Here is a 19,727-nt window from a genome sequence, read left to right as displayed (position 1 = left end):
CGCCATCGGGATGAAGTACCGATCAGGGATATCGCACGGAGTAGGTCATGTGCTGAACGTTGCCGACCCACAGCCACGTGCCGAAGTTGCCCGTTCCGCCGCGGCCCAGGGCTTGCGCACAGTCGCGCAACCAGCCTTCGCCACCACTGAATGCCGGCCCGCGGAAACCCGGATGCGCCAAGAACTCCCGGGCCGTTGCACGATTGGTCACGGTCCTGTCGTCGCCCGTCGCTCGCATCTTGCCCAGTACGAAGGCTCCTTCGAGTGTGTAACGCAGAACGCCCCACGAGGGACCCCCACCGCCGGAGCGCGGCGGACGGGGGCTCGCAGGGCCTCCTTGCCCGCATCGGGCCTGCCGTCGGCCACCATGCCCAGGTCGAGGAGGAGGTCGACCCGGACGACAGGGTCGACCCGCTCGAGCAGATTCCGCACATCAGAGGCGGTGCGGCTGTCCCACTCCCCCGGCACACCTACTCGAATGCCGAGCCCGCCGCGGGACTTCCGGGCAGCCGCCAGCGTCACGGCCTGCAAGGCCTCGGGCCTGCCGGGCCCTGTTACCGGACGCAGCATCCCGTATTCAGTGGCTTCCGGTATCAACCCCGCAAGGACGGCCACGTCCTCCGCGCCCGCGAAGGGTGCGTCCAACCAGGCTGGACGGTGCCGCTGGGCTTTGGACACCACAGCCACATCCTGACGCATCTTCGCAGCCAGTTCGGCCGGCGGGAGACCAGGGCGCGGTAGCAGGTTCCAGACCGGCGCCAGTGCGTTTTGCACGTCGGGCCGAAGCCGGACGTAGGCGTTTGCCGCGTGGGGCAGGGCCGGTAGGACGGGAACGTACAGCAGTCCGGACATGACAGCTCCCCCTTTGGCACTGCCCGCCCCACCCCATCGCCCATCAGGGTGGGCAGGCGTGCCGGGCCTGGAAAGAGCGCCCTTTCGGCCATGTCTCCGAGTGGCATCAGAACCTCCGGATCCGATTGGCCTGCCTCCAAGGAGCGCCCGCGCACCACTGCGGCCGTTGGGGCCTGCAGCCCTGAGGCAGCCGATCGCCCTGCCGCATGATCCACGCGCTGCCATAGGATGACCAGGACCATCTCAGCGGCCCGCCGGGCTTCCGTCCCACTGCAAAGGGACCGAAGGACATGCCCCCACCCGCACGAGTCACTCCGTGCTGCCTGGGGGCAATTCCTTGCTGTTCCGTGAGTCCGCGGCGTCCTTGGCCGACCGCACCCGTCTCGAGGGACGGCTGACGGAAATCCTGGCCGAGAACTTCCTCCACAGGCACGGCCACCGGCCGCATTCCTCGGAGGTCCGGTCCTGGGAGCGCAGCGTCCCGGCCCTCACGAACGCATTGGTCGAAGCGGGTCTCGGCGAGGTCGAGATGTTGCTGGAGTACGGGCTGCCGCTGACCAGCAAGCGCGCGGACGTGGTCCTGGCCGGCGTCCATCCGGCCTCGGGCGAGCCGTCGTACGTCGTCGTGGAACTCAAGCAGTGGAGCGAAGCCCACCCCGAGGAGGACGATCCGCTGTTGTGCCGCGTGCCCTCGTACGGGCATCCCGTCCTCAACCCGATCGAGCAGGTGAGGGGCTATTGCGACTACCTGGTCTCGTTCAACGGCGCTCTCGAGCGCAATCCCGAGTCCGTCGTCGGCGTGGCCTTCCTCCACAACGCGACCGAGTTCGGAGTCACGGGACTGCGCGAGGTCGAGGAGGACAACCGGGGCCGGATGTTCACCGGCGACCAGCGCGGCGCGTTCCTGGACTACCTGCGCTCGAGGCTGGCCCCGAAGCCCGGCGCCGCTGCGGCGGACGACCTCCTGCAGGCCAGGGTGAAGCCGTCCATGCAACTGATGGCCGTCGCATCCGACGAGGTCCGCAACCGGGAGCAGTTCGTCCTGCTCGACGAGCAGCGGCTCGCCTACGAGACAGTGATGGCGGCGGTGCGCAAGGCCCGCAGGTCCAAGCGCAAGCAGGTGGTCGTCGTGACCGGCGGGCCCGGATCCGGCAAGAGCGTGATCGCCCTGTCCGTGCTCGGTGACCTGTACCGGCGAGGTGTGCCGGCCCTGCACGCCACCGGGTCGCAGTCGTTCACCAAGACGATGCGCAAGGTCGCGGGCGCGCGCAAGCCCGAGGTGCAGAGCCTGTTCCGCTACTTCAACAGCTTCATGGAAGCCGAGCCGAACGACATCGACGTGCTGGTGTGCGACGAGGCGCACCGGCTCCGCAAGACCTCGGCCAACCGGTACACCGCAGCCGCCCTGCGCACCGGGCGCCCACAGGTGGCCGAGCTGATCGACGCCGCCCGGGTTCCGGTGTTCCTGCTCGACCAGCACCAGGTGGTGCGTCCGGGCGAGATGGGTACGGTCGAGCAGATCCGCCGGGCCGCGGAGGAGCAGGAGGTGGACTTCACCCTGGTGGAGCTCGACAGCCAGTTCCGATGCGGAGGAAGCGACGCCTACCTGCGCTGGGTGACCCGATTCCTGTCCCTGGAGGACGCCGGGCCGATCGGCTGGGAACCGGACGGCAAGGTGCAGCTGCTGACGGTCGACAGCCCCCAGGAGCTGGAGGACTTCCTCGACGGGAAGCGTGCTCAGGGCTACGGCGCCAGGCTGTCCGCCGGCTACTGCTGGCCGTGGACCAAGAAGGTCACTCCGGCGATGACGGCACTGCCCGCCGACGTGGTGATCGGCGACTGGTCGAAGCCATGGAACCTTTTCGGGGACCGCTCCCTCCTGGGCGCACCGCCGGCTCCGCTCTGGGCCACCGACCCCGCAGGCTTCGGCCAAGTCGGCTGCGTGTACACGGCGCAGGGCTTCGAGTACGACTGGTCGGGAGTGGTCATGGGACCCGACCTGGTCTGGCGGACGGACCGCTGGGTGGTCGACCGAGCGGCTTCGAAGGATCCGTCGTTCACCAAGGCGACGCCGGACGAGGACATCGACCGCCTCGTCCGCAACACCTACAAGGTGCTGCTGACCCGCGGCATGATCGGAACGGTCGTCTACTCGACGGATCCCGAAACCCGCGAGAAGCTCCGCTCGCTCATTTCCTGAGCAATGGCACCGGCCGTCCCGTTACCATGATCTCGCTGCGCACCTTCCCGGAGGGTACGAGGCTGCGGTTCATGCATGACGCCGAACAGGCCGTGAGCGACGAATGGTTGTGCCCGTCGTGTGGTGACACACGACGTGAGCGTGGCTGCCCGCAGGGCGCCCCCTGCCATTCAGATCTCACCAACCTGAAAGGCCCATATGAACACGGTCGAGTACAAGTCTGCGCGTCGTGAACGGATTCGCGAGATCCTGATCGACATCGCCGTCGGAGCAGTCTCCAGTCTTCTGGTGACGGCCCTGACGGCGCTGGCGAACCTGCTCTTCTGACGCAGGTGTGTGGCGGGCCCGGAGAGCCCGCCACTTCACTACCCGCGCCAGTGGCTCCGTACTAGAAGAGCCGTAGCTCGGAGCCGCCCTTCGGTCGCCTGCGGTTGCGCCTCCCGTTGGCCCGCGGCAGGTGCCGGGAACGGGCCTCCTGCGGAAGGTTGGCGTAGGTGGGACGGAGCCCGAGGATCTCCACCTCTCCCGCCCACTTCTTCAGGTAGGTGCGGGTCTCCTCGTCCGGGGAGTACAGCACCGTGGCACGACTCGCCCTGGTCAGTAGCACCTGATAGGCCTGGCGGACGAGCCGCGCGAAGTCGTCATCGCCCACACCCGAGGCACTGACCTTCGGATCGAACGACCCGGGCCGGTCGACACGCTTGACGTCGGAGTCCGGGCCTTCCTTACGCTCCTTGCCCCGCTGGAACACCCACTTGTCGCCTCGCCGCACCATGTCCTCGCCAAGGATCACACCGCACCAGTCCCACTCCAGGCCCTGTGCCGTGTAGACGCAGCCGATCTGCCCGAGGCCGTTGGGGTGGACGGACCAGATGTCCGACGGCGGCACCCCGTCCGCACAGACACTCTCGCTCTTCGCGTTCCACGGCCGATGCCACTCGCCGATCCTGACATCGGCTTCGAGCCGCTTGTCCTGGCCCACCGGATCCGTCCAGGGCCAGCAGTAGCCGGCGACCATGCGCGCGGACGCGCCGGTCAGGGCCTCCGTCCGGATGATCTCTTCGAGCTCCTCGGGGGTGTCCACGACCTCGACGTGCATCAGCCCATCCGACCGCCAGGGCTCCGGCTCCTCGTCCGTAGCACGAAGTACGGTGTGGACCCAGCGGATGTAGGCGTCACTACCGCCACACCGGTACTGCTCGCGCAGGCCGTACTCGAGGAGCTCGGCGCCATAGCGATCGGCCGCGTCCTTGATCAGCGCGACGGTTCCGACTTCCTTGGGTCGCACTGACTGCCCTTCGTCCAGGAAGAACACCGTCAGTCGGGATGCGTCGAGGAGCTCGTCCACCTGCGGCCCCTTCCCGTACCTCTCCCGCTCCTCCGGTGACCAGAACCGATTCGTCGAACGGTCACGAAGCCGGTGCGCCTCGTCGCAGATCAGGACGTCCAGGGGCGGTTCCGGGGTTTCGACGAAGTTGCTGAAGTAGACGAAGCTCTCCTTGAACTCCCTGTTGCCGTAACCGACGTGTTCCTGAATGGCCGCGTTGAAGGCCCTGCTCCCGCTGGCGTACTTCACGGTTCGGCCCTGCGCCTCGAACCGTGCCTTGAGCTCCAGGCCGATGGCGCTCTTGCCCGTACCGGCGCCACCTGTCACCAGGAAGATCACGCGCCTCTCGTCGGGGATCAGCGCGGGCTCGTGAGCGTCTGGAAGAACCTTGGCCGCAGCCTCCAGGATCTGCTTGGCGACATCCTCCTGGCGTTCACGCAAGGCGAAGACGGTGTCGTCGCCCCGGGACCAGTTCATGGCGTCGAGCAGCGATGTGTTCCGCAGCCCCATGGTCCGCAGCATCGTCTCCGCCTCCGAGGCCCCTCCCTCGGCGGCGAAGTTCCCTCGGAGATCAGCGAGGAACTGGGCGCGCCGGTCGGCCGTGTACACCCGGGCATAAGCACCTGTCGGCGCATCCACCCCGATCAACGGACGCACGGAGTCGTCCGTGGCGTTGTGGAGGTATGCGAAGCCCCCACACTCGAATTCCGCGTCCCCGAAAGGTCCCTTGCTGCTCGTGAACGCCTCGTAGCACTGACGCAGTTGCAGCGCCGGGTGCTTCTTGTCGCCGAAGTCCGGCACGTGCACCAGATCCGCGGTGGCCCGTTCGATCCTGGTCACCGTCGACCAGCGCTTCAGCTCGACGAGCTGCACCGACGGTCGGTGTTCGCGCGGATGCCGTCCGACCAGGACGACGTCGACGAGCAAGGTGTTCGGGCCGTCCGCCTTGGCCAGCGAGGCGGCGCACTCGACCACCATCTCCACGTTCCCGCGATCGGCCGCGACCAGATCGTTCGCGAGACTGATCAGGCTCTCCGCCCACGCGGTGCGTTCCCCCACCGAGGCGTCGGAGCCCCGGAAGTGCCGCCAGCGCTCCGCGAGGTGCGGCACCATGCGGCGGCGTGCATGCAGAGTGAGCAGGTCTTGCGCCGAAAGCTTCAGCAGAAGCATGGACACGGGTGGTTCCCCCAGGGCACGAGTAACTCGTGCGGGTGGGGGCATGTCCTCGCAGGGAAGCCCGTCGGGCCGCAATCGGTACCGGTGATCTTAAGGAACGGGCCGCCTGACGAGAAACACCGGCCCGGCATCGGCCGGAATCCGGCTGTCGTGGCCGAATGGTCCTTTGGCGCGACCAGCAGCATCCCCTGGCCGTTTGGGTCACAGCGGCCCCGATGTCACGACCTGTTGGGATCTCCGATGCGTCGAGCCTGTCGACAGTGTCGGTATCGCCGATTGGTCGAGCGGTTCGCTCGACGTCCTTCCGCAGGCCTTGACGCGTGCAAGGCGCGAGGTGCTCCTCGGCGCAGACGCCCGGCGCGTAGCGCTCGTTCCGCTGCGCGAGTGCCGCGATCGGCTACTCCGTGTCCAGGCGGGCCCACTCAGGCCCGTTGGCCGACCACTCGCGCGGACATTCAAGAAATGACGACCCGTTCTCCGAGGCGTCCGACACCTCGGAGAACAGGGAATCGTCCTACAGGTCAGGCGCCCTTCGTCACCGGCTCCAGGATCGCCACGCACTCCACGTGGTGCGTCATCGGGAAGAGGTCGAAGGCGCGGAGGGTGCGGGGCTTGTAGCCGGCCTCCTGGAAGTAGCCCAGGTCTCGGGCCAGGGCTGCCGGGTCGCAGGCGACGTAGGCGATGCGGCGCGGGGTGAGGCCGGCCACCTGGCGGACCGCCTGCTTGCCCGCGCCCGCGCGGGGCGGGTCCAGGACGACCAGGTCGCATTCGGTGATGCCGGTCTTCGGGAGGATCGCCTCGACCTTGCCCTGCTCGATGCGGACGCGGGGGAAGTCGGCGAGGTTGTGGCGGGCGTCCTCGACCGCGCGCTTCGTGGACTCGATGCCGAGGACGGCGCCCGTTTCGCCGAGGCGCTCCGCCAGGGCGCCCGCGAAGATGCCGACGCCGCAGTAGAGGTCGAGGGCCATTTCGCCCTTGCGCGGCATCAGGCCCTGCATGACGGCCTTGATCAGGGTGTCGGCGGCCTGGGGGTGGACCTGCCAGAAGCCGCCCATGCCGACGCGGTACGTACGGCCGTCCGCGCGCTCGCGCACGAAGGGGCGGCCGTGGACGCGGTGGACTCCGCCGTCCTTCTCCTCGACGCGCAGGACCGAGACCGGCTTGTCGAGCTCGACGAGGGGCAGGCGGCCGCCCGGGCGGGGGGTCAAGACCACCTGGCGGTCGCCCGAGCCGGTGGCGGCGATGGCCTCGACGGTGGCCATCTGGGGCCAGTCCTGCTGCTCGATGCCGAGTTCCGAGACGCCGGGGGCCGCGATCATGCAGTGGTCGACGGGCTGGATGTCGTGCGAGCGGTGCTTGCGCAGGCCCGCGACGCCGTCCGTGTCGATCGCGTACTGCACGCGGGTGCGCCACTGCGGGACCTGCCCGGCGGGCACCTTGTCGCCCTCGGCCGGCATGACCGTACCGTCCCAGCCGGCCTGCTCCGGGGTGAGCCCGGCGAGTCGCAGCAGCTGCTCGGCGATGACCTCGCCCTTGAGCCGGCGCTGGGCGCCCGGCTTGGCGTGCTGCCAGTCGCAGCCGCCGCAGGCGCCCGGTCCCGCGTACGGGCAGGGGGCCTCGACGCGGTCCTTGGAGGGGTCCAGGACGGTGATGGCGTCGGCGCGCAGGAAGCGGGAGTCGACGTCGCCCTCGGTGACCTTGGCGATGACCTTCTCGCCCGGCAGGGTGTGCCGGACGAACAGGACGCGGCCCTCGGCGTTGCGGGCGATGCAGTGCCCGCCGTGCGCGACGGGGCCGACCTCGACCTCGTACTCCTCCCCGACCAGTGACTGCTTCTCGTTCTGCACGCTCGTCATGGTGGGGAGACTCCAAGGGGAAGGTAAAAGGAAAAGCAAGAGGAACGGCCGGACGACCGACCCACCAGTTTACGTGGATCTCGTCCGGCCGTTCACCACGCCGGAGCGGGGCCTACTTCCCCGCCGGGTCCTTCGGCCGCGGGGCGTCCACCGGTCCGCGGCGCACGGCGCCCGGGGCGTTCCACTCGGCGCGCTTCTTCGCCCGCTTCTTGGCGAGCTCCGAGGACTCCAGCTGGTAGGGCACCGAGGTGACCATCACGCCGGGCGTGAAGAGCAGGCGGCCCTTGAGGCGCAGTGCGCTCTGGTTGTGGAGGAGGTGTTCGTACCAGCGGCCGACGACGTACTCGGGGATGTACACGCTGACGGCGTCGCGCGGGTTCTCGCTGCGCAGGCCCTTCACGTACTCGACGACCGGGCGGGTGATCTCGCGGTACGGGGAGTCGAGGATCTTGAGCGGGACGTTGATGCCGCGCCGCTCCCACTCCTCGCGCAGGGCCTTGGTCTCGACGGGGTCGACGCTGATGCTGAGCGCCTCCAGCCGGTCCGAGCGGGTCAGCTTCGCGAAGGCCAGGGCGCGCAGGGTGGGCTTGTGGACCTTGGAGACCAGGACGATGGAGTGGACCCGGGAGGGGCGCACGCTGTCGTCGCTCGGGCCCTCCGCGGCGGCGATCTCCTCGGCGACCCGGTCGTAGTGCTTGCGGATCGCGGACATCGTTCCGTAGAAGATGACCATGCCGAGCAGGGCGACCCAGGCGCCGTGGGTGAACTTGGTGGCCAGGACGACCACCAGCACCATGCCGGTGAAGAAGGCGCCGAAGGTGTTGATCGCCCGGGACCGGTGCATCCGGCGTCGGGCGGCCGGGTCGCGTTCCTTGCGCAGGTGGCGGTTCCAGTGCCGGACCATGCCGATCTGGCTCAGCGTGAAGGAGACGAAGACGCCGACGATGTAGAGCTGGATCAGCTTCGTCGAGTCGGCGTCGTAGATCCACACCAGCAGCATCGCGGCGCCCGCGAGCAGCACGATGCCGTTGGAGAAGGCGAGGCGGTCTCCGCGGGTGTGCAGCTGGCGCGGCAGGTAGCGGTCCTGGGCGAGGATCGAGCCGAGCAGCGGGAAGCCGTTGTACGCGGTGTTCGCGGCGAGGAACAGGACGAGCGCGGTGGCCGCGGCGAGCACGATGAAGAGGAAACTGCCGTTGCCGAAGACGGCCTCGGCGACCTGGGAGATGACCGGGTGCTGGACGTAGCCGGGGCCGACGGGGACCCCGTTCTCCAGCAGGTCGACGGCCGGCTTCTCGGCCATCTTGACGTCGGTGGCCATGGCCAGACCGATGATCCCGCAGAACATGGTGACGGCCAGGGCGCCCATGAGGGCGAGCGTGGTGGCCGCGTTCTTGCTCTTGGGCTTGCGGAAGGCGGGTACGCCGTTGCTGATGGCCTCGACGCCCGTGAGGGCCGCACAGCCTGAGGAGAAGGCCCGCAGCAGCAGGAAGACCAGCGCGAAGCCGGCCAGTCCCTGGTGTTCGGGTTTGATCTCCAGGCCGGCCGTCGGGGCCTCCATGGTGTCGCCCATGACCAGTCCGCGCCAGGCGCCCCAGGCGATCATCACGAAGACGGCGCCGACGAACACATAGGTCGGGATCGCGAAGAGATTCCCGGATTCCTTCACTCCGCGCAGATTCATCAGCGTGAGCAGCAGAATCATGATCATCGCGGAGAGCACTTTGTGCTCGATGACGAAATCGACGGCGGAGCCGAGATTCTCGACCCCGGAGGAGATCGATACGGCGACCGTGAGGACGTAGTCGACGAGCAGGGCGCTCGCGACGGTGAGACCGGCCCGGGGTCCGAGATTGGTGTTGGCGACCTCGTAGTCGCCGCCGCCGCTGGGGTACGCGTGGACGTTCTGCCGGTAGGAGGCGACCACGGTGAACATCAGCACGACGACCGCGACGGCGATCCAGGGGCTGAAGTGATACGCCGACACGCCTGCGATCGACAGGACCAGCAGGACCTCGCCAGGGGCATATGCCACCGAGGAGAGCGGGTCGGACGCGAAGACAGGGAGGGCGATCCGCTTGGGAAGGAGTGTTTCCCCGAGGCGGTCGCTGCGTAGCGCCCGGCCGATCAGGATCCGTTTGGGCACGTCGGTCAGTTTGGACACGCAGAGGATCGTAAGCGTTCGAAATCGGCCTGACGAACCCCCCACCCCCATGGGGCGTGAAGTCCCACCGCATCCGGGGCCAAGGAGCGCCGCATCCAGGGCAAAGGAACGCAGGCGGCCGCCCAAATGGTCACACTGGTGACCGCCCGTGTGTAGCTTGGGCCATGGTCTGAGACCCTGTTAAGCCAGAGCAGCAATGAGGCTGGAACCAAGCGAGTCGCTGACAGCCGGAAGGACGGCCGTGCACATCGTCATTATGGGCTGCGGAAGAGTGGGCTCCGCCCTCGCGCAGACCCTGGAACAGCAGGGGCATACGGTCGCGGTCATCGACCAGGACCCCACCGCATTCCGTCGGCTGGGAGCCGGATTCGGCGGCCGTCGCGTCACCGGGGTCGGCTTCGACCAGGACACGCTGCGCGAGGCCGGCATCGAGGACGCGGGCGCCTTCGCCGCGGTCAGCAGTGGTGACAATTCCAACATCATCGCCGCCCGGGTGGCCCGCGAGATGTTCGGCGTCGAGAACGTCGCCGCCCGCATCTACGACCCCAAGCGCGCCGAGGTCTACCAGCGCCTGGGCATCCCCACCGTCGCCACCGTCCGCTGGACGGCCGACCAGATGCTCCGCCGGCTGCTGCCCTCGGGCGCCGAGCCGCTGTGGCGCGACCCGAGCGGCGGTGTCCAGCTCGCGGAGGTGCACACCTCCACCGCCTGGATCGGCCAGAAGGTCAGCCGGCTGCAGGAGGAGACCGGCGTCCGCGTCGCCTTCCTCACCCGGCTGGGCGAGGCCATGCTGCCGACGTCGGCGACCGTCCTCCAGGAGGGCGACCTCGTCCACGTGATGATGCGCACGGACGAGATCGACAAGGTGGAGGCCGCCTTCGCCGAGGGCCCCGAGGAGGCACACGCATGAGGGTCGCGATCGCCGGAGCCGGCGCGGTGGGGCGTTCCATCGCGGGCGAGCTCCTGGAGAACGGTCACGAGGTGCTCCTCGTCGACAAGGCCCCGACCGCCATCTCGGTGGAGCGGGTCCCGCAGGCCGAGTGGCTGCTGGCCGACGCCTGCGAGATCACCTCGCTCGACGAGGCGGCGCTCCAGCGCTGCAACGTGGTCATCGCCGCGACCGGCGACGACAAGGTGAACCTGGTCGTCTCGCTGCTGGCCAAGACCGAGTACGGAGTTCCCCGGGTCGTGGCCCGCGTGAACAACCCGAAGAACGAGTGGCTCTTCAACGAGTCCTGGGGCGTCGACGTGGCCGTGTCCACGCCGCGCCTGATGTCGGCGCTGGTCGAGGAGGCCGTCAGCGTCGGCGACCTGGTCCGGCTGCTGCGCTTCAGCCACGGCGACGCCAACCTCGTCGAGCTGACCCTGCCCGCCGACTCCCAGGTCGCGGGCAAGCAGATCAGCGAGATCAGCTGGCCCGAGGACACCTCGCTGGTCACGATCATCCGGGGCAACCGGGTGCTCACGCCGCACGGCGAGGAGACCCTGGAGCCGGGCGACGAGCTCCTCTTCGTGGCCGCCCAGGCCCGTGAGGAGCAGCTGGAGGACCTCCTCCAGGCCGCGGACTGACCTGCGGTCCCGCTGAACGTCCGAAGGGCGCCGACCGGCTGGTCGGCGCCCTTCGCGCATCCGGGGTCCCGGCCCCCTGCCCCGGTCGCGACCGGTGTACGAGGCTCCGCGCGCGGCCCTGCTGCGCGGGCGCCGGGCCCTGCGGGGCCGCCGTACGGGGCTGTCCCCTACCCGCCCTTCCACCGTTCCCCGGGCTCTGCCCGGACCCCGGTCCTCAAACGCCGGACGGGCTGAAGGGGGTCCCGGGCTGCGCCCGGAGCCCCCTGGGGCTCCGCCCCAGACCCCGCGCCTCAAACGCCGGCGGGGCTGGATGGGCGCCGGACGGCTGAAAGGCCAAGGGCCGGCCGGGTAACGCGAAGGGCCGCAGCGCGCTCGTGGCGGCTGCGGCCCCTGGTGGCTGCGGGGTCAGGCGCCCTGGCGCTTCGCGGCCGCCTTCGCGGCCTTCTCCGCCGCCTCCTCGGCCTCCCACTCCGCGATCACGTTGATCGGCGGCGGCGCTTGCGCCAGGAAGAGCCACGTGAAGTACACGGCGAGCACCATCGGCGGCAGCTTCAGTGCGATCAGCACCCAGCCGAGCTGCGTCGCGTCGCCCCACCAGTACAGCGGGAAGAGGATCGCGTACTTGGCGAGGAAGATCAGGCCCCAGGCCAGGCTGGCCTTGATGTACGCCTTCTTGCGCCCGGGGTTGCGCGTGCGCCAGGACAGGTTCTCCTTGAAGACCGGTCCCAGGATCACGCCCAGCAGCGGGAAGCCGACCAGCGCGGAGAGCGTGAAGGCCACGCCGAGACCGGCGCCGTAGATCATGCCGGGCAGGTAGAAGCCCTTCGCGCTGCCCGTGAACAGGGCGAAGGCCACGCCCACGCCCACGCCGAAGACCCCGCTGAAGGCGTGCTTGACGGTGTCCTTGCGCGCCAGCCGCACGATCACCAGCAGGACCGCGACCGCGCCCGCCGCGATGGCGGACAGCTTCACGTCCTTGTTGATCGTGTAGATCATGACGAAGAGCAGGCCGGGGAGCATCGTCTCCACGGTGCCCCGGATGCCGCCGAAGGCGTCGAAGAGGGCGGCCTGCGTGACGGCCTTCTGGTCCGCGGTCGGTTCCGTGGCGGGATCCGTCGCGGGCGTGGTCGGTTTGTCGAGTGACGTCACCGTCAGTGCTCCTGTCCGAGCGGTCGGAGTTCGTACTTCGGGTTGAAGAGCACCCGACGGCCGTGGCTCATCGAGATCCGCCCGGAGGCGATCATGCGACGGCCGGGTTCGATTCCCACGATCGAGCGACGTCCGAGCCAGACGACGTCCAGCGCGGCCGAGCCGTCGAACAGCTCGGCCTCCAGGGCGGGGACGCCCGCGCGCGGCCGCAGGGTGACGGTTCGCAGCGTCCCGGTCACCTTCACTATCTGACGGTCGTGGCAGTCGCAGATCCGCGTGCATCCCGCGGCTTCTGCGTCCTCCTGCAGCTCCGCCGAATGCAGCTCCTCCTGCGAGGTGGACAGCCGCTCTATCATCCGGCGGAACCGGCCCGCCGGCCTGGCGGGCTTCGCCGGCTTCGCGGGCTTCTCGGGACGCGGTTCAGCACTCATACAGGAAGCGTACCGGCGCCCCCGCTACCTCTCGAAGCGGTATCCCATGCCCGGTTCGGTGATGAAGTGCCTCGGGTGCGAGGGGTCGGTCTCCAGCTTGCGCCGCAACTGGGCCATGTAGACCCGCAGGTAGTTGGTCTCGGTCCCGTACGAGGGCCCCCAGACCTCCTGGAGGAGCTGCTTCTGGCTGACCAGTTTGCCGCCGTTGCGCACCAGCACCTCCAGCAGGTGCCACTCGGTGGGCGTGAGGCGTACGTCCCGGCCGTCGCGCACCGCCTTCTTCGCCGCGAGGTCCACCGTGAAGGTCTCGGTCTCCACGACCACCTCGTCCTCGCCGGCCCCGGCGCCCGGTTCCGCCCGGCGGACGGCGGCGCGCAGCCGGGCGAGCAGCTCGTCCATGCCGAAGGGCTTGGTGACGTAGTCGTCGGCGCCCGCGTCGAGCGCCTCGACCTTCTCGTCGGAGCTGTGCCGGGCGGAGAGGACCAGGATCGGGACCCGGGTCCAGCCGCGCAGCCCCCTGATCACCTCGACCCCGTCCATGTCGGGCAGGCCCAGGTCGAGGACGACCACGTCGGGGTGGCGGGCGGCCGCCAGTTCCAGGGCGCTCGCCCCGTCGGCGGCCGCGTCGACCTCGTACTTGCGCGCCTTCAGGTTGATCACGAGGGCCCGGACGATCTGGGGTTCGTCGTCGACCACGAGCACCCGGGTCATCATTGAGGTCCTGCCTTCTGTCGTATCGGATCGAGATCGAAGTCCGCCGGGTGGCCCACGGCCCCGGCCCCGCCCGGCTCCGGCCCCCGGGACCCGCCGGGCGCACTGGGCGCACTGGGTGCACTGGGCGCGCTGCGCCCCTCGCCGTCCACGCTCACGGGGACCTGCGGCCGCCCGCCGGTCGGGGCCCGGAGGGTGAGCACCATCGTGAGCCCGCCCCCGGGGGTGTCCTCGGCCTCCAGGGTGCCGTCCATGGCCTCGGCGAAGCCGCGTGCGACGGCCAGCCCGAGCCCGACCCCGGCGCCGCGCGGCGCGTCGCCGTGCCGCTGGAAGGGGGCGAAGATCCGGTCCTTGGCCTCGTCGGGCACGCCCGGTCCGCGGTCCACGACCCGTACCTCGACCCGGTCGCCGAGGAAGCTGGCCGCCACCAGCACCTGTTCCTGCGGCGGGCTGTACTTCACCGCGTTCTCCACCACGTTGGCCACGGTCCGCTCCAGCAGCCCCGGATCCACGGCCACCATGGGCAGGGTCTCCGGGACGTCGAGCAGCACGCTGCCCTCGGGTACGCCGCCCAGTGCCATCGGGACCACCTCGTCGAGGTCGATCTCGCGGATCAGCGGGGTGACGGTGCCGGTCTGGAGCCGCGACATGTCGAGCAGGTTCCCCACCAGGTGGTCGAGCCGGTCGGCGCCGTCCTCGATGCCCTCCAGGAGCTCGGCCCGGTCCTCCTCGGACCATTCCACGTCGTCGGAGCGCAGGGAGCTCACGGAGGCCTTGATGGAGGCCAGGGGCGTACGGAGGTCATGGCTGACGGCGGCCAGCAGCGCGGTCCGGATCCGGTTGCCCTCCGCCATCCGGCGGGCCTCCTCCGCCTCCCCGACCAGCCGCTGCCGGTCGAGCACGACGGCGGCCTGGGCGGCGAAGGCGCCGAGCACGCGCCGGTCCTCGGCGGGCAGCACCCGTCCGGACAGGGCCAGCGCCATGTGGTCGCCGATCGGCATGTCCACGTCGGCGTCCTCGGGGCGGGTGACCGGGTTCGGGCCGACGCTGCCGGCCGGCTGCCAGGGTTCGACGTCGCTCTCGCGTTCCAGCAGGGCCACGGATTCCATGGCGAAGGTCTCGCGGACCCGTTCGAGCAGCGCGTCCAGGGTGGTCTCGCCGCGCAGCACGCTGCCCGCGAGGAAGGAGAGGATCTCGGACTCGGCGCGCAGCCGGGCGGCCTGGTGGGTGCGGCGGGCGGCGGCGTCGACGACGGAGGCCACGGAGCCCGCGACGCCGAAGAAGACCACGATGGCCACGATGTTCTTCGGGTCCGAGACGGTGAAGCGGTGCAGCGGCGGGGCGAAGTAGTAGTTCAGGAGGAGGGAGCCGACGGCGGCGGAGGCGAGCGCCGGCCAGAGCCCGCCGAGCAGGGCGGCGGCCACGGTCAGCGCCAGGAACAGGAGCATCTCGTTGGCGAGGCCGGGGTCGTTGTCGATGTGCGTCAGCAGGGTCGCCAGGGCCAGCGGCAGGGCCACCCCGACCACCCAGCCGGCGATCAGCCGGGTCCGGCCGAGCCGGGACGCCGAGCGGGTCACGGGCCGCAGGCCGCGGCCCTTGGCGACCTCCTCGTGTGTGACGATGTGCACGTCGAGGTCGGGGCCCGAGTCACGGGCGACGGTGGCGCCGACCCCGGGGCCGAACACGTACCGCCAGGAGCGGTGGCGGCTGGAGCCGAGCACGATCTGGGTGGCGTTGACCCCGCGGGCGAATTCGAGGAGCGCCTCGGGGACGTTGTCGCCGATCACATGGTGAAACGTTCCGCCGAGGTCCTCGACCAGCGTCCGCTGGACCGCGAGCTCCTTGGGCGAGGCAGCGGTCAGCCCGTCGCTGCGGGCGATGTAGACGGCCAGGATCTCGCTGCCGGAGCCCTTGGCCGCCACCCTGGAGGCGCGCCGGATGAGAGTGCGCCCCTCGGGGCCGCCGGTGAGGCCGACCACGATCCGCTCGCGCGCCTGCCAGGTGGAGCGGATGTTGTGCTCGCCGCGGTACTGCTGGAGGTACTCGTCGGCCCGGTCGGCGACCCAGAGCAGCGCGAGCTCGCGCAGCGCGGTCAGGTTCCCGGGGCGGAAGTAGTTGGACAGGGCCGCGTCGACCTTGTCGGACTTGTAGATGTTGCCGTGCGCCATGCGCCGGCGCAGGGCCTGCGGGGACATGTCGACCAGCTCGACCTGGTCGGCGCGGCGCACCACCTCGTCGGGGACGGTCTCCCGCTGCCGCACGCCGGTGATCGACTCCACCACGTCGCCCAGGGACTCGAGGTGCTGGATGTTGACCGTGGAGATCACGTCGATCCCGGCCCGCAGCAGCTCCTCCACGTCCTGCCAGCGCTTTGCGTTGCGCGAGCCCGGCACGTTGGTGTGGGCCAGTTCGTCCACCAGGGCTATGGCGGGCTTGCGGGCCAGCAGGGAGTCCACGTCCATTTCGGTGAAGGCTGCGCCCCGGTAGACGAGCTCCTTGCGCTCCACCTGCTCCAGGCCGTGCAGCATGACCTCGGTGCGCGGCCGTCCGTGGTGCTCGACGAAGCCCACGACGCAGTCGGTGCCGCGCTCGACCCGGCGGTGGCCCTCCGAGAGCATGGCGTACGTCTTGCCCACGCCGGGGGCCGAGCCGAGATAGATCCGTAGCTTGCCGCGTCCCATGGCGCCATTCTCCGGGACGTCCGGCCCGTTCACGCGCCGATGACCTGCTGCGGACCGATCCCTGACGGTTCCCTGACGCCCCCCGCCGGGACGTACCGCCGCCGGGTACGGCAGCGGGCCGCACCCCCGGAGGAGTGCGGCCCACGGCCGGCGTACGGGATCGTGCCGGGGTCAGCGGACCTCGGTGATCTCCGGGCCGCGCTCCAGCTGGCCCATGCCCCCGCCGAAGCGGGAGCCTTCCTGGTCCGCGGCGTCGTCGGTCTGCACGCCGTCCGGCACCATCTGCGCGTCGTTCGGCAGCTTCAGGACGATCGGGTCGCGCGGGGCCATCGGGCCCTCGCCGCGGACCACGACGGTGTCCAGGAAGATCCGCTCGAGCACCCCGGCCGACTCGGGACGCACCGCGCCCTGGCCGGAGATGACACCGCGCAGGAACCAGCGCGGGCCGTCCACCCCGACGAAGCGGACCAGCTGGGCGCCGGTCTGCCCGTCCGGGAGCGGTACGGGGACCTGCGCGCGCAGCTCCCAGCCCAGCGGACCCTCGGCCTCGTCGATGATGCCGCCCTGCTTGGTGATGCCCTCGGCGATCTCCTCGCGGACCTCGCCCCAGATGCCCTCCTTGCGGGGGGCCGCGAAGGCCTGCAGCTGCACGGCACTGTCGCCGAGCACCACGGTCGCGGCGACGATCGCGTCCCCGGCGACCTCGACCCGCAGCTCCATGCCCTCGACACCCGGTACGAGGATGCCGCCGAGGTCGACCCGGCCCTCCTCGGGGTTGCCGGGGACCTCGGAGATGTCCCACGGGCCGTCGGGACGCGGAGCCGGCGGCAGGTTCACCCTGCGCGGCGCGGCCGCGTCCGTCTCCTCCGTGCCGTCCTGCTCATCGGCACCGACGCCGTCGACGACCTGCTCGGCCGCGCCACCGTCCTTGACGGAGTCGTTCTTCTTGCGACGTCCGAACACGTCACTGTCCTTCCCGGTCGGATACGACCGAAGCGTAGCCATTCCCACCCTGCTGACCAGCGCCGGATCCGGCCACGGCCGCATGACCACCGGTGGAGCCGAAACCCCCCTCGGCCCGCGCCGAGTCGGGAAGCTGCGCCACCTCGCGGAAGCGCACCTGCTCGACTCGCTGGACAACCAGCTGGGCAATGCGGTCGAAACGCTCGAACCTGACGCTCTCGCGCGGGTCGAGATTGACCACGATCACCTTGATCTCCCCACGGTACCCGGCATCCACCGTCCCCGGGGCATTCACGAGTGCGATCCCGCAGCGGGCGGCCAGGCCCGAGCGCGGGTGCACGAACGCCGCGTACCCCTCGGGCAGTGCGATGGAGATCCCGGTGGGCAGGACCGCCCGCTCCCCCGGCTCCAGCTCCGCGGCCACGGTGGTGACCAGATCGCAGCCGGCGTCGCCGGGGTGCCCGTAGGCCGGAATCGGCACCTCCGGGTCGACGCGCCGGATGGCCACGTCCAAGCCGGTGTTGTTCTCAGACATCAGGGGTTCACCTCGAAGGCGCGTGCGCGCCTGACCTGGTCCGGGTCGGCCATTGCCGCCCGGATCTCCTCGGGCCGTCCGTTGTCGATGAAGTGGTCGACCTTCACCTCGATGAAGAGGGCGTCGGCGCGCAGCGCGACCGGGCCCTCGGGGCCGCCTATTCGGCCGACCGCGCTGGAGTAGATCTTCCGGCCGGCGACGGCGGTGACCTCGGCCTCCAGGTACAGCACGGTGTCCACGGGCACGGGGCGGACGAAGTCCGTCTCCAGCCGGCCGGTGACGGCGATGACGCGCAGCAGCCAGTTCAGGGAGCCCAGGGTCTCGTCGAGCGCCGTGGCGAGGACGCCGCCGTGCGCGAGGCCGGGCGCGCCCTGGTGGGCCGCCTTGACGGTGAACTCTGCGGTGACGCGCACGCCCTCCCCCGCGCGGGCCTCCAGATGGAGTCCGTGCGGCTGGCCGCCGCCGCAGCCGAAGCAGTGCTCGTAGTGCGCGCCGAGGAGTTCGCCGGGGGCCGGGGCATCGGGGTGCCGCACCGGCGCCGTGGCATCGGCGGGGGGCGTCAACGCTGTGTTTCGTCCACTCACAGCCGCAGACCTTACCCGCGCGGCTACCCGCCGGTCGCCTCGTGGCAGGCTTGGCCGCATGCAGCTCTCCCCCGCGCACCACGACGAACGCCTGACAGCCCCCCGTTCCTGGTGGGCCATCGCCGTCCTCACCGGCCTGGCCTGCGCGCTCATGCTGTTCCCGCTGGGCACGCTGCCGCTGCTGGCCGGGCTGGTCGGGGGCACCGCGCTGACGGGGCTGATGGTGAGTTCGTACGGTTCCCAGCGCGTGCGCGTGGTGGGCGGCGCGCTGGCTGCCGGAGAGGCCCGGATCCCGGTGGCGGCGCTCGGCGACCCGGAGGTGCTGGACGCCGAGGAGGCCCGCGCCTGGCGCACGTACAAGGCCGACACCCGCGCCTTCATGCTGTTGCGCGGCTACGTGCCGACGGCGGTGCGCGTCGAGATCACCGACCCGGCCGACCCGACCCCGTACGTCTACGTCTCCACCCGCGAGCCGCAGGCCCTGGCGGCGGCCATCCGCGCGGCGCAGGGCCGGGACTGACCCCGGCCGGGCTCAGTCCCGCGGATCGGCGGCGCGGGGATCGACGCGGGGGTCGACGGCCCGCGGGTCGGCGACGCTCGGGTCGATGGCCCGCGGGTCGAACACCCGGCCCTCGACGGCGGCCCTGGTGGCCTCGGGAAGGGCCTCGGCGGGCCGCTCCAGGGGCGGGAGCTGCGGCAGCGCGTTCCAGGGCACGGCGCGGGCCCGCAGGTCCGCACGCACCTTCTCGGCGAGTTTGCGGGTGTCCCGGCGGTTCATGACCGCTCCGACCGCGGCGCCGACCATGAACGGCATCAGGTTGGGCAGGTTGCGGAACATCCGCTTCATGATCTGCTGGCGCAGTTCGCGCTTCATCTGGCCGCCGAGCGCCGCGTTCAGCGTGGTCGGCTTGGTCAGGTCGACCCCGCGCTCCTCCGTCCAGGACGTGAGGTAGGCGACGCTGCGTTCCTTGAGGTTGCCGTGCGGTCGCAGGCCGTAGACCTCGTGGAGTTCGGCGATGAGCTTCAGCTCGATCGCGGCGACCCCGGTGATCTCGGCGGCGAGTTCGGCCGGCATGGCGGGAGGCACCGGCAGCATGGCGGCCGCGCCGATCCCGGCGCCGACCGTCGAAGTGGCGTTGGCGGCGCCCGAGATCAGCTTGTCGGCCAGCTGATCGGGCCCGAGGCCCGGGAACTGCGCGCGCAGGGTCGCGAGGTCCCGAACCGGAACGCGCGGTGCGTTCTCGATGACTCGGTCGGTGAGGTAAAGGGCGGCGGCCCTGGCACTTTCGCCGCCCTTGCGCACACCGTTCTTGACGGCTTGCAGCCGACGGACCCCGGAGTGCTTCCGGGGCCCCTCGCCGGCCTCGGAGGCCGACGGCACCGCCGGGGCGGTGTCGGGGAGCACGGCGGGTACGCCGGGGGCTCCAGGGCCTGTTTCCAGGCCCTCGGTTCCCTCCTGCGTCACCGCCGGATCACCAGCTTTTCGGAAGCGCCGCTTCCGAAAGGGTGTCGAGCCAGTCACGGCCGACGCC

At 70.5% G+C, this 19,727-nt stretch carries 18 protein-coding genes; 5 read left to right on the top strand and 13 right to left on the bottom strand.

Annotation, left to right across the window (positions count from 1 at the left end; all coding sequences use genetic code 11):
- Positions 1-22: 22 nt before the first annotated feature.
- Positions 23-277: a beta family protein gene (locus ACZ60J_RS27495; RefSeq protein WP_469686173.1), complete on the bottom strand. Its 255-nt coding sequence runs from the start codon at positions 275-277 to the stop codon at positions 23-25.
- Positions 208-852 carry a beta family protein gene (locus ACZ60J_RS27490; protein WP_469685848.1) on the bottom strand — a complete coding sequence of 215 codons (645 nt, stop codon included), beginning with the start codon at positions 850-852 and terminating at the stop codon, positions 208-210. The genes ACZ60J_RS27495 and ACZ60J_RS27490 overlap by 70 nt, the downstream gene beginning before the upstream one ends.
- Before the next feature lie 337 nt (positions 853-1,189).
- On the opposite strand from ACZ60J_RS27490, the gene ACZ60J_RS27485 reads away from it, so the two are divergent.
- Both ACZ60J_RS27485 and ACZ60J_RS27480 read left to right on the top strand, forming a co-directional pair.
- The gene (locus ACZ60J_RS27485) at positions 1,190-3,052 is read left to right on the top strand and encodes a DNA/RNA helicase domain-containing protein (RefSeq protein WP_469685846.1); all 1,863 of its coding nucleotides are present in this window, start codon (positions 1,190-1,192) and stop codon (positions 3,050-3,052) included.
- A 198-nt stretch (positions 3,053-3,250) separates the two neighbouring features.
- Positions 3,251-3,379, top strand: a complete 129-nt coding sequence (locus ACZ60J_RS27480; RefSeq protein WP_469685844.1) for a DUF6408 family protein — start codon at positions 3,251-3,253, stop codon at positions 3,377-3,379.
- A gap of 61 nt (positions 3,380-3,440) precedes the next feature.
- Here the strand turns inward: ACZ60J_RS27480 and ACZ60J_RS27475 are convergent, their stop codons facing one another.
- The 3 genes from ACZ60J_RS27475 to ACZ60J_RS27465 all read right to left on the bottom strand — a co-directional run bounded on the left by ACZ60J_RS27475 (position 3,441) and on the right by ACZ60J_RS27465 (position 9,572).
- Positions 3,441-5,549: a DUF2075 domain-containing protein gene (locus ACZ60J_RS27475; protein WP_469686171.1), complete on the bottom strand. Its 2,109-nt coding sequence runs from the start codon at positions 5,547-5,549 to the stop codon at positions 3,441-3,443.
- 527 nt (positions 5,550-6,076) lie between these two features.
- Entirely contained in the window at positions 6,077-7,402 is a 1,326-nt protein-coding gene (locus ACZ60J_RS27470; protein ID WP_469686169.1) for a class I SAM-dependent RNA methyltransferase, read from the bottom strand.
- Between the two features lie 121 nt (positions 7,403-7,523).
- Positions 7,524-9,572, bottom strand: a complete 2,049-nt coding sequence (locus tag ACZ60J_RS27465) for an APC family permease (RefSeq protein ID WP_469685842.1) — start codon at positions 9,570-9,572, stop codon at positions 7,524-7,526.
- A gap of 241 nt (positions 9,573-9,813) precedes the next feature.
- On the opposite strand from ACZ60J_RS27465, the gene ACZ60J_RS27460 reads away from it, so the two are divergent.
- Together ACZ60J_RS27460 and ACZ60J_RS27455 are read left to right on the top strand one after the other, a co-directional pair.
- Positions 9,814-10,482, top strand: a complete 669-nt coding sequence (locus ACZ60J_RS27460) for a potassium channel family protein (RefSeq protein ID WP_274549945.1) — start codon at positions 9,814-9,816, stop codon at positions 10,480-10,482.
- Positions 10,479-11,141, top strand: coding sequence for a potassium channel family protein (locus ACZ60J_RS27455; RefSeq protein ID WP_469685840.1), 663 nt, complete (start codon positions 10,479-10,481; stop codon positions 11,139-11,141). Before ACZ60J_RS27460 ends, ACZ60J_RS27455 begins: the two co-directional genes overlap by 4 nt.
- Before the next feature lie 405 nt (positions 11,142-11,546).
- On the opposite strand, the gene ACZ60J_RS27450 is transcribed toward ACZ60J_RS27455, so the two are convergent.
- The 7 genes from ACZ60J_RS27450 to ACZ60J_RS27420 form a co-directional block, all read right to left on the bottom strand.
- A complete protein-coding gene (locus ACZ60J_RS27450; RefSeq protein ID WP_469685838.1) occupies positions 11,547-12,290 on the bottom strand; it encodes a DUF3159 domain-containing protein in 744 nt (247 codons plus the stop codon).
- A 2-nt stretch (positions 12,291-12,292) separates the two neighbouring features.
- Entirely contained in the window at positions 12,293-12,721 is a 429-nt protein-coding gene (locus ACZ60J_RS27445; protein ID WP_112451269.1) for an OB-fold nucleic acid binding domain-containing protein, read from the bottom strand.
- 24 nt (positions 12,722-12,745) lie between these two features.
- Positions 12,746-13,432 carry a response regulator gene (locus ACZ60J_RS27440; RefSeq protein ID WP_469686168.1) on the bottom strand — a complete coding sequence of 229 codons (687 nt, stop codon included), beginning with the start codon at positions 13,430-13,432 and terminating at the stop codon, positions 12,746-12,748.
- On the bottom strand, positions 13,432-16,113 hold the full coding sequence (locus ACZ60J_RS27435; protein WP_469685836.1) for a DUF4118 domain-containing protein: 2,682 nt from the start codon (positions 16,111-16,113) through the stop codon (positions 13,432-13,434). Before ACZ60J_RS27435 ends, ACZ60J_RS27440 begins: the two co-directional genes overlap by 1 nt.
- A gap of 171 nt (positions 16,114-16,284) precedes the next feature.
- A complete protein-coding gene (locus tag ACZ60J_RS27430; protein ID WP_469685835.1) occupies positions 16,285-17,076 on the bottom strand; it encodes a DUF3710 domain-containing protein in 792 nt (263 codons plus the stop codon).
- Between the two features lies 1 nt (position 17,077).
- Positions 17,078-17,611: a dUTP diphosphatase gene (dut, locus tag ACZ60J_RS27425; RefSeq protein WP_469685833.1), complete on the bottom strand. Its 534-nt coding sequence runs from the start codon at positions 17,609-17,611 to the stop codon at positions 17,078-17,080.
- A complete protein-coding gene (locus ACZ60J_RS27420; protein WP_469685831.1) occupies positions 17,611-18,195 on the bottom strand; it encodes a PaaI family thioesterase in 585 nt (194 codons plus the stop codon). Before ACZ60J_RS27420 ends, dut begins: the two co-directional genes overlap by 1 nt.
- A 58-nt stretch (positions 18,196-18,253) precedes the next feature.
- Here ACZ60J_RS27420 and ACZ60J_RS27415 point away from each other — a divergent pair, with 58 nt between their 5' ends.
- Positions 18,254-18,715, top strand: coding sequence for a DUF3093 domain-containing protein (locus tag ACZ60J_RS27415; protein WP_469685829.1), 462 nt, complete (start codon positions 18,254-18,256; stop codon positions 18,713-18,715).
- Positions 18,716-18,727: 12 nt separating this feature from the next.
- Here the strand turns inward: ACZ60J_RS27415 and ACZ60J_RS27410 are convergent, their stop codons facing one another.
- Positions 18,728-19,717 (bottom strand): hypothetical protein, encoded by a 990-nt coding sequence (locus ACZ60J_RS27410; RefSeq protein WP_469685828.1) that lies wholly within the window; start codon positions 19,715-19,717, stop codon positions 18,728-18,730.
- Positions 19,718-19,727 lie beyond the last annotated feature (10 nt).

This window comes from Streptomyces sp. NPDC104226 (genome assembly GCF_055584085.1).
This window is presented reverse-complemented; position numbering and strand designations above follow the sequence as displayed.

Coding starts and splice junctions, on each gene's coding strand:
- ACZ60J_RS27415 (WP_469685829.1), top strand. CDS start 18,254: ATGCAGCTCTCCCCCGCGCACCACGACGAACGCCTGACAGCCCCCCGT.
- ACZ60J_RS27440 (WP_469686168.1), bottom strand. CDS start 13,432: ATGACCCGGGTGCTCGTGGTCGACGACGAACCCCAGATCGTCCGGGCC.
- ACZ60J_RS27480 (WP_469685844.1), top strand. CDS start 3,251: ATGAACACGGTCGAGTACAAGTCTGCGCGTCGTGAACGGATTCGCGAG.
- ACZ60J_RS27475 (WP_469686171.1), bottom strand. CDS start 5,549: ATGCTTCTGCTGAAGCTTTCGGCGCAAGACCTGCTCACTCTGCATGCA.
- dut (WP_469685833.1), bottom strand. CDS start 17,611: ATGTCTGAGAACAACACCGGCTTGGACGTGGCCATCCGGCGCGTCGAC.
- ACZ60J_RS27455 (WP_469685840.1), top strand. CDS start 10,479: ATGAGGGTCGCGATCGCCGGAGCCGGCGCGGTGGGGCGTTCCATCGCG.
- ACZ60J_RS27435 (WP_469685836.1), bottom strand. CDS start 16,113: ATGGGACGCGGCAAGCTACGGATCTATCTCGGCTCGGCCCCCGGCGTG.
- ACZ60J_RS27490 (WP_469685848.1), bottom strand. CDS start 852: ATGTCCGGACTGCTGTACGTTCCCGTCCTACCGGCCCTGCCCCACGCG.
- ACZ60J_RS27445 (WP_112451269.1), bottom strand. CDS start 12,721: ATGAGTGCTGAACCGCGTCCCGAGAAGCCCGCGAAGCCGGCGAAGCCC.